At 64.1% G+C, this 15,016-nt stretch carries 15 protein-coding genes and 1 pseudogene; 5 read left to right on the forward strand and 11 right to left on the reverse strand.

Features of this window, described 5'->3' with window-relative positions; all coding sequences use genetic code 11:
• Positions 1-3: 3 nt before the first annotated feature.
• The 4 genes from GR303_RS20775 to GR303_RS20790 all read right to left on the reverse strand — a co-directional run bounded on the left by GR303_RS20775 (position 4) and on the right by GR303_RS20790 (position 3,315).
• Positions 4-468, reverse strand: coding sequence for a tripartite tricarboxylate transporter TctB family protein (locus GR303_RS20775; protein WP_161725535.1), 465 nt, complete (start codon positions 466-468; stop codon positions 4-6).
• Entirely contained in the window at positions 468-1,424 is a 957-nt protein-coding gene (locus tag GR303_RS20780) for a tripartite tricarboxylate transporter substrate binding protein (RefSeq protein ID WP_161725534.1), read from the reverse strand. The genes GR303_RS20775 and GR303_RS20780 overlap by 1 nt, the downstream gene beginning before the upstream one ends.
• Before the next feature lie 171 nt (positions 1,425-1,595).
• Positions 1,596-2,273: an RraA family protein gene (locus tag GR303_RS20785; protein ID WP_161725533.1), complete on the reverse strand. Its 678-nt coding sequence runs from the start codon at positions 2,271-2,273 to the stop codon at positions 1,596-1,598.
• A gap of 49 nt (positions 2,274-2,322) precedes the next feature.
• Positions 2,323-3,315: a hydroxyacid dehydrogenase gene (locus tag GR303_RS20790; RefSeq protein WP_161725532.1), complete on the reverse strand. Its 993-nt coding sequence runs from the start codon at positions 3,313-3,315 to the stop codon at positions 2,323-2,325.
• 190 nt (positions 3,316-3,505) lie between these two features.
• Here GR303_RS20790 and GR303_RS20795 point away from each other — a divergent pair, with 190 nt between their 5' ends.
• Positions 3,506-4,387 carry a LysR substrate-binding domain-containing protein gene (locus tag GR303_RS20795; protein ID WP_161725531.1) on the forward strand — a complete coding sequence of 294 codons (882 nt, stop codon included), beginning with the start codon at positions 3,506-3,508 and terminating at the stop codon, positions 4,385-4,387.
• A gap of 200 nt (positions 4,388-4,587) precedes the next feature.
• Here the strand turns inward: GR303_RS20795 and GR303_RS20800 are convergent, their stop codons facing one another.
• The 4 genes from GR303_RS20800 to GR303_RS20815 form a co-directional block, all read right to left on the reverse strand.
• Positions 4,588-5,205, reverse strand: coding sequence for a DUF938 domain-containing protein (locus GR303_RS20800; protein WP_161725592.1), 618 nt, complete (start codon positions 5,203-5,205; stop codon positions 4,588-4,590).
• A 92-nt stretch (positions 5,206-5,297) separates the two neighbouring features.
• Positions 5,298-6,431 carry a flavin monoamine oxidase family protein gene (locus GR303_RS20805; protein WP_161725530.1) on the reverse strand — a complete coding sequence of 378 codons (1,134 nt, stop codon included), beginning with the start codon at positions 6,429-6,431 and terminating at the stop codon, positions 5,298-5,300.
• A 3-nt stretch (positions 6,432-6,434) separates the two neighbouring features.
• Positions 6,435-7,178, reverse strand: a complete 744-nt coding sequence (locus tag GR303_RS20810) for an SDR family oxidoreductase (protein WP_161725529.1) — start codon at positions 7,176-7,178, stop codon at positions 6,435-6,437.
• A 16-nt stretch (positions 7,179-7,194) separates the two neighbouring features.
• A complete protein-coding gene (locus GR303_RS20815; RefSeq protein WP_161725528.1) occupies positions 7,195-8,433 on the reverse strand; it encodes a MalY/PatB family protein in 1,239 nt (412 codons plus the stop codon).
• A gap of 122 nt (positions 8,434-8,555) precedes the next feature.
• Here GR303_RS20815 and GR303_RS20820 point away from each other — a divergent pair, with 122 nt between their 5' ends.
• Positions 8,556-9,485 carry a LysR family transcriptional regulator gene (locus GR303_RS20820; protein ID WP_161725527.1) on the forward strand — a complete coding sequence of 310 codons (930 nt, stop codon included), beginning with the start codon at positions 8,556-8,558 and terminating at the stop codon, positions 9,483-9,485.
• 175 nt (positions 9,486-9,660) lie between these two features.
• On the opposite strand, the gene scpB is transcribed toward GR303_RS20820, so the two are convergent.
• Positions 9,661-10,329: an SMC-Scp complex subunit ScpB gene (gene scpB, locus GR303_RS20825; protein WP_161725526.1), complete on the reverse strand. Its 669-nt coding sequence runs from the start codon at positions 10,327-10,329 to the stop codon at positions 9,661-9,663.
• A 2-nt stretch (positions 10,330-10,331) separates the two neighbouring features.
• Positions 10,332-11,336: a DUF1403 family protein gene (locus GR303_RS20830; protein ID WP_161725525.1), complete on the reverse strand. Its 1,005-nt coding sequence runs from the start codon at positions 11,334-11,336 to the stop codon at positions 10,332-10,334.
• 125 nt (positions 11,337-11,461) lie between these two features.
• Here GR303_RS20830 and GR303_RS20835 point away from each other — a divergent pair, with 125 nt between their 5' ends.
• Together GR303_RS20835 and GR303_RS20840 are read left to right on the forward strand one after the other, a co-directional pair.
• A complete protein-coding gene (locus GR303_RS20835; RefSeq protein ID WP_161725524.1) occupies positions 11,462-12,574 on the forward strand; it encodes a tyrosine-type recombinase/integrase in 1,113 nt (370 codons plus the stop codon).
• Between the two features lie 113 nt (positions 12,575-12,687).
• A pseudogene (locus tag GR303_RS20840) lies at positions 12,688-13,305 on the forward strand (recombinase family protein); the annotation flags it as partial.
• 5 nt (positions 13,306-13,310) lie between these two features.
• Here GR303_RS20840 and GR303_RS20845 read toward each other — a convergent pair.
• Complete coding sequence (locus GR303_RS20845; protein ID WP_161725522.1) at positions 13,311-13,808, reverse strand: antitoxin Xre/MbcA/ParS toxin-binding domain-containing protein; 498 nt, start codon at positions 13,806-13,808, stop codon at positions 13,311-13,313.
• A 211-nt stretch (positions 13,809-14,019) separates the two neighbouring features.
• Here GR303_RS20845 and GR303_RS20850 point away from each other — a divergent pair, with 211 nt between their 5' ends.
• The gene (locus GR303_RS20850; protein ID WP_161725521.1) at positions 14,020-14,286 is read left to right on the forward strand and encodes a hypothetical protein; all 267 of its coding nucleotides are present in this window, start codon (positions 14,020-14,022) and stop codon (positions 14,284-14,286) included.
• Positions 14,287-15,016 lie beyond the last annotated feature (730 nt).

The raw sequence follows: 15,016 nt of genomic DNA on the forward strand, positions 1-15,016 counted from the left end.
TCCTCAGAAGGGCCAGATGGGCATCTGGACGCCAAGGCCGACGATGAAGACCAGGGCGCCGAAGGCGGTGAGTCCGGCCGTGAGCAGGATCACCTCACGCCACCTGGACTCGCGGTCAGCAAGGCTTCCGATCACCAGCAGCGAGATGGACGCGGCCACGAAGCCGAAATACTCGGCGATGAAGGCAAAGCCGACAACGGCCAGCAGAATGACCAGGAGCGGGCGGAGTTGCGGGAAGGCAATGTCCTCTCGCGCCCGGAAGAGGCCGATCCCGCCGACGACAAGCCCGACGAGGATCAGGAGCCAGCAGACGAGCCGCGGCAGGTATCCCGGCCCCATCGCGGCGGCTGTGCCCATGGTCAGGTCGCGCCCGGCCCAGAGGCCGAGCGCACCGAAACCCACGAACAAGATGGCCGTCAGAAGGTCCGGCCGATCGCCGGTCCCTCCAGCCTTGCGTGGAGCTGCCATCACTTCTGTTCCTTGACCAGCTTCCAGACTTCCCCGAGCCGCTCCGCGCGTGCCGGGAGTTCCTTGTTCCACTCTTCCGACGAGCGATAGGAAAGCGGGAGAGACTGCTGCTTGGCCTTTTCCTGGAACTCCGGATTGTCGACAGCCTTCTTGACGGCATCCGAATACTTCGTCCTGATCGCTTCAGGGACGTCGCAATTCATTGCGATGCCTCGCTCCGAGCTCATGATGACGTCAAAGCCCTGCTCCTTGGCCGTTGGCAGGTCCGGAGCGATGACGGCCCGCTGGTCGGCGAACTGGCCGAGAGCCTTGAAGGCGGACTTCTCGCTGCCGACGAACTCCCCGACATTGATCCCCATGGCCATGATGTGCCCGCCGAGCAGCGCCGTCCTCGCCTCGTTCGCGCCGTTGAAGGTGACCGGGGTCAGGTCGATTCCGGCCGATTTCTCCAGTTGCAGCAGGGCCAGATGCTCGTCCGTTCCGAGGCCGGTCGTGCCGACGCTGACCTTACCCGGATTGGCCTTGGCATAGGCAACCAGATCCTTGAGCGAGTTGAACTGGGATTTCGCCTGCACGATGAACGAGCCGGGATCCTCGACGATGCGGGCAACCAGGCAGACCTTCTTGGGATCGAAACGGACCTTCCGGTCCATCTGCATCGTCAGAAAGCCCGGCGTATTGAGAGAGGACAGCGTATAGCCATCGGGCTTGGCCTGCGTCATCGCGGTATATGCAATTTCACCGGATGCGCCCGGCCGGTTCAGGATGGTGATCTTCGCGCCGAGCTCCTTTTCGATGTAGGGCGCGAGCGTCCTGTGCATGACGTCCGTGCCGCCGCCCGGGGCGAAGGCGACGATCATTTCGATCGGCCGGTCCGTCGGCCACTCGGCGTGGGCGGCTCCGATGCTGACCAGCATCGACGTGGCAAGCGCGGTATTCCGGATCAGGTGCTTCATTCATTCCTCCCATGGATAGCGGTCACCGTGACCGCCCAAACGTTTCGGAGTTCCCCTCCGAACTCATTCAGGTTCCATCGCGTAAGCGATGGTGCCTTGGCCTTCCCCGGCACTCGCCATGCGTCGCGAGTGCCGGATTACCCGCTGATGCGGGCAGATCCGTACGCTGCCTTATGACGGCAGTTCGCAGCCCAGCTTGGCGAGTGTCTCGTTGAACCAGGTCGGCTTGTGCGTGCCTGCCTTGATGGCTTCGATCTGCTTCGTCTCGGCGGCATACTTGGCAGCCGTCTTCTCGTAGACATCCGCAACGTCGTCGATCGGCACGACGACCACGCCGTCGGCATCCCCGAGGACAAGATCGCCCGGCATGACAACCATTCCGCCGATGGCAATCGGGCAGTTCACTTCGCCGGGACCGTTCTTGTACGGACCGCGGTGCGTAATCCCGACCGCGTACGCCGGAACGTTCATTTCCAGGAATGCATCCGCATCGCGAATGGCTCCGTTCAGGACGAAGCCGACGACACCACGCCGTCGTGCATAGTCGAGCATCATCTCGCCCATCAGAGCATTGGTCACCTCCCCGCCGGCATCCACGACAATCACGTCGCCCTGCTCAGCCATGTCGATGGCCTTGTGCAGCATCAGGTTATCGCCGGGCGGCGCCTTCACGGTCAGGGCCCGGCCGGCGAGCTTGCCCTCCCGATGCATCGGGCGGAGTTTCGCCCCGCCGGCGCTCATACGGTGCATGCTGTCGCTGACATTGGCGACAGGCAGTTCCCTGAACTTCTCGACCCACTCCTGGTCGACGGCACGTTCCCTGTTCCGAACCCTAAATCCTATGCTCAACGTTTTCTCCTCATGGCTTTCGATACTGGGTTTCAAACTTGAGATTGGCTTAGGTCGATGCCTTCGCGAGCGCACGGTAGTTCACGATCCTGCCGCGGCCCGGATCGCGGCCCTGAATGACGGCTAGGATCCCCTCGACCGCATCCACTCCGACCCGCGCGTTGGCTTGTTTCGTCACGCCGCCAATATGCGGGGTCACGACGATCTGCTGGCGGCTCCAGAAGGGGTGGTCCTGAGCGGGAGGCTCGGTCGCGAAGGTGTCGAGGCCAGCGCCCGCGATGTGGCCGCTGTCTACGGCTCTGACCAGGGCGTCCTCGTCGATCAGGCCACCACGGGCAGTGTTGACGACAAAGGATCCGGGCTTCATCAGGCCGATGGCCCTCTCGTCGAGCAGGTTGCGCGTCTGCGGGGTCAGGGGGCAATGCAGGCTGACAATGTCGGACGCGGCGAGCAGGTCTTCGACGGCAGTGTCCCGGGCGACGCCGGCTTCCGCGAAGGCTGCGTCATCGGCAAAGGGGTCGAAGGCGCGGACGTCGATCCCGAGGGCTTTCGCATACACGGCCGTGTGCCTTGCGATAGCGCCGAAGCCGACCAAGCCCATAGTCAGGCCTGCAACCTCCACGCCAGAGAATCCAGGTTTTTCCCACCGGCCGGCGCGCAGGCTGCTGTCGAGCGGCACGATGCGCTTGACGGTCGTCAGCATGAGGGCGATGGCGTGCTCGGCGACCGAGCGGGCGTTGGCACCGGCTGCCACGATAACGGGGATCTCCCGGCGGGTTGCCGCGTCCACATCAATGTTGTCCACTCCGACACCGTGCTTGGAGAGGACGCGCAGCGAGGGTGCAGCGTCGATGGCGGCTGCCCCGAAGCGTCCCATTCGGACCACGACCCCGACCGGGTCGACATCGGCGACGATCCGGACCAGATCGTCCTCGTTCGTGTAGGGAGGGACATAAGCTACACTGTAGCCGTTATCTGCGATGAGCTCGGCGGCCTGCTCGTTGATGGCGGGGCCAGTGACCAGGATGTTGCGGCTATCCATGCGTTCCTCGCGGTCGGGTCGAGCGAGGACACGGAGCGAGGCTATCGCACCTTGGGTCTTGTCCTCCCTGGTCCCGAAGTTTTCCTCGGTGTTTCTTTGGCGAAAATTCGTAACATGGCATTTTCTTGAAAAAAGCGAAAAATTCTGACAATTATGTAAAGCATTTCTGGATTTTCGCCGAGTTGACCAAGTGGATATTCGTCAACTGAAGACGTTCATTGCGATCGTGGAGCATGGAACGCTCGCCAAGGCAGCCGATGCCGTTGGACTGACCTCATCTGCCGTCAGCCAGCAGATCCAGGTCTTGGAAAGCGAGGTTCGGGCCGAACTGTTCGACCGCTCCACCCGGCCCATGACGCTCAACAGTCATGGTCTCCAGATGCTGGAGGCGGCGCGCAACCTCGTGCGATCCGCAGACGACGTGATCGACGCGATATCCGGAAAGGCGGTTGCAGGAACCTTCACAATCGGCTCCGTCCGGTCCAGCGCCCTCTCACTGCTGCCTCGGGCTCTCGTCGCGTTGAAGGCTGACTATCCGGACCTCAGGTTGAAGCTTCATGTTGCCAACAGTGATGAACTCCTGAACGACGTCGTCTCAGGGAGACTGGACTCGGCGATGGTTGCGGAGCACCCGGGAATTCCGTCCACGCTGAGGTGGAGCCCGTTCATCAACGAGCCCCTGTTCGCAATCGCACCACGAGGCACGCCACAGATGCCTGCGACAGAAATGCTCTCGACTCTTCCTTATGTGAAGTTCAACAGTAGGTTCCGTCTTGCGCAATTGATCGATACCGAGCTGGCAAAGAGCGGCATCGCCACGAATTTGATCGCGGAAATCGACACCATGACGGCAGTCGTGGCCTGTGTTGTCCACGGCCTCGGTGCATCCGTCGCCCCATACAGCGCCCTGAAGGAGGCGGTTGGCGAGGTTGTGTCTGCTCCGTTCGGGAAGCCTCAGATCTACCGTCAGATCGGTCTCATAGAACGCCGTACGAGCACGCGAACGATTGTGATTGACAGGCTCCACCAGCATCTCGTGAGCTTCAGCGGCGAGTACGGTGTGGCCCGCTGAGTTTGGCCGCACGATCTGGTCGATCAGATCAAGACTTCCAGCATGGTGAGAGGAGCCGACCTGACGCCGAGGTCCGGACCGGGTCATGCAAGGAAGTTGCTAATTCCTGAGGAATGTCTGTTGCGCGCTTCGTCATCAGACATTTGATCGACTTCGTAGATGCACCAAAGCTGCCTCTATCGATCGGCGAATTCTCCAGGTTACTGGCGTTGAAAGACAAGGCTGAGGTTGTTGGCGGGCATCGGAACGCACTCAGTAAGCGTCAGCCCATGACTTGCAGCGAGTTCTGCTACCGCTTCGAGATCCCGAACACCCCAATCGGGATTTCTGTGTCTCAGATCGGCGTCAAAGGTTTCGTTGCTCGGAGCCGTCTGGGCGCCGTTTTCTTTATAGGCCCCGTAGAGGTAGAGCACGCCTCCAGGCGGGAGCACCCGCCCTGCCCCGGCCATCAATCCTTGCGTCGCCCGCCAGGGGCTGATGTGAATCATATTAATGGCCACAACGGCATCGGCCCGATCAACGGGCCATTCAGCCGCGGCGGCATCGAGGGAGAGCGGCGCGAGCAAGTTGGGCAGTCCTGAGTTCGCCCGATGGGCGGCGATGCTTCTCAGGGCCTGCTCGTCCTGGTCCGACGGCTGCCACGTCAGATGCGGCAGCGCAGCCGCGAAGTACACTGCGTGCTCGCCCGTGCCGCTGGCGATCTCCAGAACCGTCCCGGTTGGCGGGAGAACCCTGCGCAGCACGGCCAGGATCGGATCCCGGTTGCGGGCCACGGAAGGCGAAGCCAGTGCATCCTGGGAGGAAAATGTCTTCATCATGGGGGCAGATATACTCCAGTTCAGGGGCACGTGTCTGAGCCTCGAACGGCATGTCGCCGACGGATCGGATAGGGCTGCTATGATTGGAGCAGTCAGCCGGACGGCCTGATCCTCTCCAGCGTATCCGAAACGGCCCGTCTCGCAGCCTCCACCGCCCCGGCCAGAAAGCCCGGCTCCGTTGGACTGGTCTCACTGCCGGCCATCGCGAGGCGCTGGTGCCACGCTCCCGTCACCCAGCCGGTGCCCGCGGGAGTGGGATGGCCGGTGAAACCCCGATCCGCCGGAGTGGCCGTGAAGGGATCGGTCGCCCAATCCTTGTAGAGCGTGGCGCGGGGTTGGCGCGCCTGCGGGCCGAAGATCCGGGCGAACTGTTCCAAGCAGGCTCGGGTGAGCGCTGCCTCACCGACCGCCGCACGCTGGTCCGGCCCCATGCCGACGAAGCCGAACAACCCCGGCTGACCGGACGCGGTCGTCGCGTCATGAATTTCCATCATGGGCCCGACCATGCTCTGCGCCGTACCCGTCAGCCCGGCCTCACGCCAGAACGGGCGCTCGTAGAGAGCGAAGAACTTCGCGTGTGGGGCCATCCAAGTGGGCGTCTCGCGCCAGCGCCGTGCCGTTGATGGATCCAGCGCGGGCACGAACCCCACCGTCGCCTCGAGCAGACGCGGAGGAACCGCCATGATCACGTGGCTAACCCGCATGTCTTCCTCGCCACCGCTAGAGCGGGCGATGGTCAGCCGCACGCCGTCCTCGGCCAGCGTCATCCGGGTCACCCGCGCGTTGCACCGGATGCAGCCCTCCGGGAGGCCGGCCAGGAGCGCGCGGACGAGCGCGGCCGTGCCGCCGACAAGCCGGATCGACTGTGGCTCCTGCCTCGGTCCCGGATGACGGAGCGGGCCCTCACGCGAGAAGCGCTCGAAAACCACATCGCCCTCGCTGAATTGACGGAAGCCGGACAGCCCAAGCTCCTCGACCAGGGCACTCATAGCCGGCTGCATCTTCGGCCAGAACCAGGACGGGCCGAGATCGAACCCGTCCTCGCTCGGCCTGCCGGCCTCGTCGACCGACAGGATGCGCCCGCCGACACGGTCGCGTGCCTCAAGGATTTGGAATTGGACACCGGCCGCATGCAGCAGGCGAGCTGCATAGAAACCGGACAGGCCGGCCCCAACGATCGCCACCGTGACGCCTGGGACGGCAGGGGAATTCTCACTGATCGGCATGGCTCAAAGCTCCGCCCGGCCGCCGTCGACGACGATCTCGGCGCCGAGCATGTAGCTAGAGCCCTCGCTGGCGAGAAACAGAACGGCGGCGGCGATCTCTTCGGGACGGCCCATCCGGCCCAGGGGCACCTGCGCTCCCACCCTCTCCACATAAGCGCGGAATTCCTCGTCCGTCTGGTTCTTGCCGCGATGGATCGGCGTTTCGATCGAACCTGGGCTGACCGCGTTGACCCGGATCCTGCGGGGCAGGAGCTCCGCCGACAGGGTCCGCGCGAACGAGCGCACCGCCGCCTTGGAGGCCGACAGCAGGGATCGGCCGGGCGTGCCGACCTGATTGAGCCAGGAGGTGTTGAGGATGATGGATCCTCCCTCGCGCATCAGCGGAAGCACGGCCTGGATCGTGAAGAAGACGCCTTTCACGTTCACGTCCATCAGGCCGTTGTAGGCAGCCTCGTCCGTGGTGTCGATGGGCGTTCCGAAGGCCACGCCGGCATTGGCGAAGAGGATATCGAGTGTGCCGAACGCGCCGTTCACCTCCCGATATAGGCGAGCACGGTCGTAGGCCGAGGTCACATCCGCCTGAATGGCTATCGCGCCGGCACCAAGCTCGCCCAAAGCGGCGTCGAGCTTGTCCGGCTGTGTGCCCGTAATGGCGACCCGCGCGCCGCTTGCGAGCAGCAACCGCGCGGTTGCCAACCCGATGCCGCTCGAGCCGCCCGTGATGAGCGCGGTCTTGCCTTGAACCATGATCTCAAACTCCCGATCAAAGGTCGGAGATGGCAGCCGCGAGGCGGCGGATGGCCTCGTCGATTGTGGCGCGGGGACATCCGAGGTTGACGCGCATGTAGCCGTGCCCCACGGCGCCGAACTTCTGCCCCTTGTCGAGCCAGAGCCTGGCCTTGGTCAGCATGAAGGTGTTGAGCGCGTCCGCGTCCATCCCCAGCCCGCGGCAGTCCATCCACGCGAGGTAGAGCGAGTCCGCCGGAAGAACCTTGATCTTTGGGCTCAGGCCGTTCACCGCCATAGCGAAGCGGGCATGGTTCTGGCGCAGATAGACGAGCAGGTTCTCCAGCCACGGCTCGCCATGCGTGTAGGCTGCTTCCGCCGCAACCATGCCCATGATGTTGACCAGCGGGAACATGTTGCGGTCGTACTGGCGCTGGAAGTCCTCGCGGATGCGGCGGTTGGGGATGAACAGGTTCGCACTTTGCAACCCGGGCAGATTGAAGGTCTTGCTGGGAGCCGTACAGGTGATGCTGTTCTGAGCGAAGGCCTCGCCCAGTGAGGCGAAGGGAATGTGCCGCTTGGACGGATTGATGATGAGGTCCTGGTGGATCTCGTCCGAGATCACCAGCACGCCATGGCGCAGGCAGATTTCTCCCATCGTCCACAGCTCGTCCTCTGACCAGACGTTGCCGGTCGGGTTGTGCGGATGGCTGAGGATGAAGAGTTTGGTGTTGCCGCGGATCGCCGCCTCGAAGAGCGTCGCGTCGAAGCGGTAGCCCGTCTCCGTCCGCTCCAGCGGCGCGAGAGCCAGATGTCGGCCGTTCAGCAGCACGTCGTTGTGAAAGCGCGCATAGACGGGCGGCTGGATCAGGACGGAGTCCCCCGGTGCCGTGAAGGCCTGGATCCCGGTCTTCAGCGCCGTGATGATGCCGGAGGTCTGAACGATCCAATCCTTCGCAACCTCCCACCCGAAGCGCTTCGCCTGCCAGCCGATCACCGCATCGACATAGCTGTCGGGCGCGCCGCCTGGGTAGCCGAAGACGCCATACGCGACGGCCTCATGCAGGGCGTCGATAACGGGCTGGGGGGACCGGAAGTCCATGTCGGCCACCCACATCGGCAGCGGATCGGCCGCGAATTCCTCGGGCCTGAGCAGTTTCTGCCCATAGGCCCATTTCATGGAGTTCGAAGTCTTGCGGTCGGGCACCTCGTCGAAGACAGAGGCAGCCGTGCCACCAGCCGGGACGACCGTCTTCAGAGCAGCGGCGTACGTCATAGGGGATCCTAAGGGGCGGTCCGAGGAGATGGGCGCCGGGTGCGTCGATCCTGCCTCCGTAGCAGCTTCGTCTCATGAGAAAAAATGGTATGATCTCATGGATCGATGAGCAGGAGTCATGGATGCTCGACCGCCAACACCTCGCCCTCCTCCGGGAGGTGGACCGCTCCGGCAGCGTGACTGCGGCCGCCGAACGGCTGAACGTCAGCCAGTCCGCCCTGTCTCACATGATCCGCAAGGTCGAGGACCGCTACGGGGTCAAGCTCTGGATGAAACAGGGGCGCGGCCTGCGCCTCACGCAGGCCGGCGCCTATCTTCTTTCCGTCGCGCAGCGCGTCCTGCCGCAGATCGAGCATGCGGAGCGGGTTCTCGCCGATTTCGCCGAAGGGCGGCGCGGCTCCCTGCGCACGGGGATGGAATGCCACCCGTGCCAGTGCTGGCTGATGCGTCTGACCCCGCATTATCTCGCCGCATGGCCGGACGTGGATTTCGACATCCGCACGGATTTCCGCTTCGACGGCATCGCCGCGCTGCTGGGCTACGAGATCGACCTGCTGATCACCCCCGACCCGGTCGCTTGGCCCGAACTCCTGTTCACTCCCGTCATTGATTACGAGCTCGTGCTGGTCGTGCACGAGACGCACCCGCTGGCCCGTCGCGACTATGCCACGCCGCCGGATCTCCTCGACGAGGTGCTGATCACCGTTCCGGTCGGCGTCGAGCGGCTCGACATCTACACGCAGTTTCTCGTGCCCGGCCGGTGCCGCCCTCGCCAGCACCGGACGGCGGAAACGACCGACTTGATGCTGCACCTCGTCGCTGCCGGCCGCGGCGTTGCGGTCCTGCCGGACTGGCTGGTGCGCGAGGAGGGAGCGAACCTTCCTATCCGTGCCGTGAGGCTTGGCGAGGACGGCATCAGCAAGAGCATCAATCTCGGCATCCGCCGCGGCGAGGAAGCTATCGATTACATCGCCGGCTTCCTGTCCCTTGCACGGGACACGGGAGTCAAAGCTGAATCAACGGCCGACCGGAGCGGGAGACACTTGCCATGATCGGCCCAAGCGCGAGCGGCGGGCAAGGGTCAGGTGCTGACACTTCCTGCCCAGCTTGAGCGTCAGCTCACGCTTCCCAAGCCGACCTGAGGGTTCCAGCCTCCTGACGTTTCCACCCTCCTGTCGCTGCTCTCTCCATGATTCTTCGGTTCGCTCAGAGCAGATCGCTGTGCCCCTAATCCCGATCATCGCCAACCGGACCGAGCTCGCGGTCCAGAGCATCAACCGGCTCGTTCGTTTCGGCAGTGGGTTGCAACAAGCCTGCCTCTTCCAGCGCTTCAATGTCCGGCAGATCGCGCAAGGACGCAAAACCGAAGACCGATAAAAACTTAGATGTAGTGACATAAGTCAGAGGCGCGCCCGGCTCCGGCGCGCGCGGCCCGGCGCCGATGAAGTCCAGCCGCTTGAGCCGGGCAATGACGTCCCGGCTCACCTCCTTGCCGAACAGGCGCGACAGCTCTTTGCGCGTGACCGGCTGCAGATACGCGATTGCCGTGACGACGAGGCGCTCGGCCGAACTCAGGTCGCGGTCCCCGGAACCGGCCTGCGGCTGCTGGACCAACCGGATAGCCTCGGCATAGCGCGGCCGCGTGCGGTGGTGCCAGCCACCGGCCACGAAGACCAGCTCGAACGGCCGCGCCTGCAACTCATGCTGAATGTCGGCGATCACATCGTCGAGCCGGCAGGCGCGTCCGACCAGGCGGCTCAGGACCTCGCGCGGCACCGGTTCCGGCGAGGCGAAAATGACCGCTTCGACGCGCCCCATCCATTCCCGCCACCGGATCTCGGGCGGGAGGTGATCCAGGTCCGGATCGAACGAGAGGTCGGGACCGGATTGCGCCATGCTCAGAGCCCATAAAGGCGGAAGGCCGGACGACCCGTGAGTTCCCGCACGGCGCCGAGGGTGGTCAACCGCTCGAGGAAGCGGCGGGCGGCGCGGTCTGATCCGATCCCGGTCAGGCGAGCGGGGGCGACGGCATCATCGGCCAGCAGAAGGGCAACCCCGTCCTCGCGCCCACGGGACCTGACGCGCGTGATGGCCTGCCGCAGCTGGGCGGCGCGGCGCAGCAGCTCCCCGGCCCGTTCATAGGCCGCCGTCGCCGCCTGCGCGTAGGCCGCACAGCAGAAGGGGAGCCAAGCAGGGCTGTCCGGCGCAGGCCAGCGCCCCTCCCCGGCCGGGCGCAGGACCGGATGGCGGATCGCCGTCGCCAGCAGCGGGATCGGCCGGGACCAGCCGAGATGAGCGGCCAGAACCAGATCGGCGATCATCCAGGCCACGATCTCGCGCTCGCGGGATGGGCCTGCACCGGACCGGATCACCCGGCCCGCGGCCGCCGCGGCGGCCGCCACGGGAAAGCTCCCCGGCTCGGAAGCGCGGACAGCAACGGCCTCGGTCGTCGGGATACCGACGTCCAACAGGGAGGCCAGGTGGGCCACGGACGTCGCATCGGTGCGAGTCGGCTGTTCGGCCATGCGGCGCCAGGCCCGGTGCAGGCGCCCGGCCGGCCCGGGATCGTCGCCCGGTCGCGTCAGATGCTCGGCATCGCGGAGTGTCGCGGCGTCAGCGCGCAGGCGCAGCCGCTCGGCCGAGATCACGGCGGCCGACAGGGCTTGCCGCATCCGCAAGGCGCCGAGGACGGGTGCATCGAGCCGCACGACCTGATCGAGCCAAGCGATGGCGCCGCCCGCCGCAAAGATGGCCTGTTCGGCGACGAGGACATGGGCGGGCTGGGGGCGCAGCCAACGGGGAAGCGGTGCAAGGCTCTCCGCAGGCGCTTGCGGGGGAGACGGCGCCGATCCGGATGGTTCAGAGAGAGGCGCAACCATGCGCCGGGGAGCGGCCGGTATCATGGATTGATCATATGCCTGACGGCGCTTCATCATGCAACTGGGCGGTGAAAGCGCCGTGGGTGTCGTGAAGTTTTTATGTCCGATAAGATTGCATTATCGGACATCAAGCTGCTACACCCAGAGACATGGCTCAGCACTCCTCTTTCTCGCAGAAATTCCCCGCTCCCGCGCGCCTGACCGGCGATGGTGGTGAAGAAAACGTGGCTTCGAGCCCCGAGACACCTCCGTCCAGTGCCGGCGTCGCGCGGGGGCCCCTCCCCTCTTCCCTCGGCGGACTGGCCGAGACGGCTCGGGACTATGCGCAACGGAAGGACAGCGCGAATGCCGCCCGGGCCTATGCCTCGGACTGGCGCCATTTTGCCGGATGGTGCCGTCGGCGCGGGCTGGACGCCGACGAGCCCGATCCTCAGGTGATTGGCCTGTATCTGACGGCCTGCGCCGCCGGAGACGGACGCCACATGAAGCCAGTATCAGTGGCGACGATCGAGCGGCGCTTGGCGGCTCTGACCGCCCGGTACCGCTCCGTAGGGCGACCGCTCGATCGGAAGGATCGCCATATTGTTGATGTTCTGGCCGGAATTCGGCGCACGCATGCGCGTCCCCCGCGTCAGAAGGAGGCTTTGCTGGCCGACGATGTCCTGTCCATGCTGGAGACCCTTCCCACTGACCTGCGGGGCCTGCGGGACCGGGCCATTCTCCTGATCGGGTTTGCCGGCGGGCTCCGCCGCTCCGAGATCGTCGGCCTCGATTGCGGGCCGGACCAGACCCAAGATGGGCGCGGATGGCTCGAAGTCCTGCCCGAGGGATTGCTGGTGCGGATTCAGGGCAAGACGGGTTGGCGCGTCGTCGAGGTTGGGCGGGGCTCCTCCGAGCGCAGTTGCCCGGTGGTCGCCCTCGAGCAATGGCTGCGCTTCGCGCGGATTGAGCATGGGCCGGTCTTTCGGCGTGTCTTACGAAGCAGTGGAGGCGTGACGGCCGACCGGCTGACCGATAAACATGTCGTGCGGTTGGTGCAGAAGGCTGCCCTGGCCGCCGGCGTGCGCGGTGACTTGCCTGAGGGGCAGCGGGCTCGCGCGTTCGGCGGCCACTCGCTCCGGGCTGGCTTGGCCTCCTCCGCGGAAGTCGACGAGGCTGCGATTCAGCGGCAACTGGGGCACGCGTCGGCCGAAATGACCAGGCGCTACCAGAGGCGCAAAGATCGTTTTCGGGTCAATCTGACAAAAGCGGCAGGGCTTTAGAGAAAACTGTGGTGGCAGAGCCGCTTAGCGCAGGAGGCGTGAAATAATTAAGTGCAGAAGGAAGCGCTTCTGCACTTAATTATTTCAAGTTGAAATCTCTAATTGAAGTCGACACCCTGCGCGACCCAATCGACACCTCGACGCCGCAGGGGATGTTTTCGCTGCAGGTTCTCGGCGCCGTGGCCCAACTGGAACGATCGCTGATCTCCGAGCGCACTAAGGCAGGCCTGCGGGCGGCTAAAGCCCGCGGCAAGGTTCTCGGAAGCCCAGCTGTACGGGAGCGCCGGCCGGATACCATCCGGAAGATGACAGCCGCCCGTGCAAAGCGCTACATCGATTCCCTGATTGCCTCGGCCGACCAATGGATGCCGACGGTGAAGCGGATGCGGCCGGCCCATACCTGGGACGATGTTGTCCGTGTTCTGAACGCTCGCGGCCAGGACTGGACGGTGGACCGCCTGTCCCGGGCTGTCCGGACGCTCGTGTCCCAGCGGATGGCCGATCCGGATCTCCTCAAGAAGTCCCCTCCCCGCTCGAGCGACGACCGCCTCATGACACTGATCGCCGGCATTGCCATGGCGGATCCGGATCTGTCGCTGCGGGACATTGCCCGCCAGTTGGGGCGCATGCGCGAAAGGACGCCCCGAGGCGGCGCGAAATGGAATGCGTCATCCGTCAAGCAGCAGCTCGACAGGGCAAAGAAGCTCGGGCTGGTGTCAGCCGTCTCCTAATCGGATCAGATTCCGTGAATATCCTGGTCGGTATAGGGTTTGAAGTCGCGGTCGATCTCGTTGGGCTCCATATAAAGACCGCCCCGAGCTGCATCGAGGAAGCGGCGGACTGTGAGGAGTGCGTCCTGGTTGCCGCTGGTGATAAGGTCAAGCGGGGGCCTTCCGCCGAAGATGACGGCCTTGTGCGGATCGCGAAGCCATTGGGTGCCCTCCTCTTCCGTGTCGAAGAGGATACGGAGAGCCTGATAGATCCCCAGGACGGCCGAGATGCGGATCAGGACGTCGTAGTCCAAGGTGATGTCCTGGTGCTCTTGGACCTTTTTCACCCAGTTCTGGTAGGTCGAGGGGGCCGGATACCCAAGGATCTTGCGCTGCTGTTCCTCACTGAGGCCCCACAGGTTGGCCAGGCTGATAAATGTCCGCAGGCCGGGACCACTCAGCTCGCGGCGCTTTCCAACTGGGAACATTGCATCTTCTTCGTCGTGGCCCGTTCCGCTAACCATAATGACACCTTTCAGATGCACTGTAGCTTATAACAGTCGTGGTCGGGTTACGAGTACCGGACGACTTGAGGGCACCAGCGACATCTGATCCTTGTTCGTAAGAGCAGCCCCTGTCCTATTCCTGCACGATTTTCTGATCCTGTGACGCGATACTTGACCCGCGGCCTGACATCCGATGAGCTACAGGATCAGCGCCACACAAGGTTGCGACATGCCGGAATCCGCTGACCAGATCATTGCGATCGCCATCTCCCACCTCGAGGGCCAGGCGGAGCGTCTTCGCTCCCTTGATCTCACTGACCCACTAATCGTTGAGGTTGTTTGCCGCAGCAACGTGGTTCTCGGTAGTTACGGGCCTCTCTGGCTCCTCAAGCACAACAAAGTCCTACAGGCCATCCCGCTTGATCTGGTTCTGTCCGGCCAGTCTGAGCGCGTGCTCAACGCCCTAGGGCAGATCGAGTACGGCACCGCCGTCTAGTCAAACCTCGAGGATCTTCCCCTTGGCTGCCCTTGTGCCATGTCCCACTGGTCGGTCGACGCCGTTGGCTCGGGCGATGCGTGAACCTCGTCTACCTGCCCCTCCTTCAGCGCTTCCAGAGGGCTAGACCCAGCCGAGCCACATCCGGGATAAAGAGCCACTTCAGGCGCACCTACGGAGACGGCATCAGGTCGTCTTTGAGGAGGATGCTGGGATTTTTGACGATCCCGGTGCTGGTGAACTGACAAGCGGGGAACACCAACGTACCACTCTCCTATTTTGCGATAATCTCATCGGCGGCAAGCCGCCTGTCGGTCTCCTCGGGCCGGATCCCGCTGTGGGCGGACACCTCTCGCGGGGAGAGCAGTCCGCCAGCTATCTCGACGAACTCAGCGCCCTCACCTTGCCTCTTTTAATCGGCCGAGCCCTTGGATCGTCGTTGCCGTCGGACACGGCGTAATCGTCCTACACTTCGATAATCTTGATGCCTACTTTGCTCCGGCGCTTAGTCATTGGATAGCCGAGAGGGTTGCACACCACCCGGATCTCATGGCCATCGGCAGCCGGGACGATGTAGTCGAACGGGGTGTGCACGTGGCCATTGGTGCCGTCGCGAGCTGTGTTGAAATTCGGGTGGCGCGATCTCCGGCATGAACATCGTATTGGGTCAGGCGGCGAGGTCAATCGTCTCCTTCGGGGCTGACGCTTGTGTCAGCGTCTTCCAGCCGTC

The organism is Microvirga arsenatis, from assembly GCF_009910705.1.
Taxonomy (GTDB): domain Bacteria; phylum Pseudomonadota; class Alphaproteobacteria; order Rhizobiales; family Beijerinckiaceae; genus Microvirga; species Microvirga arsenatis.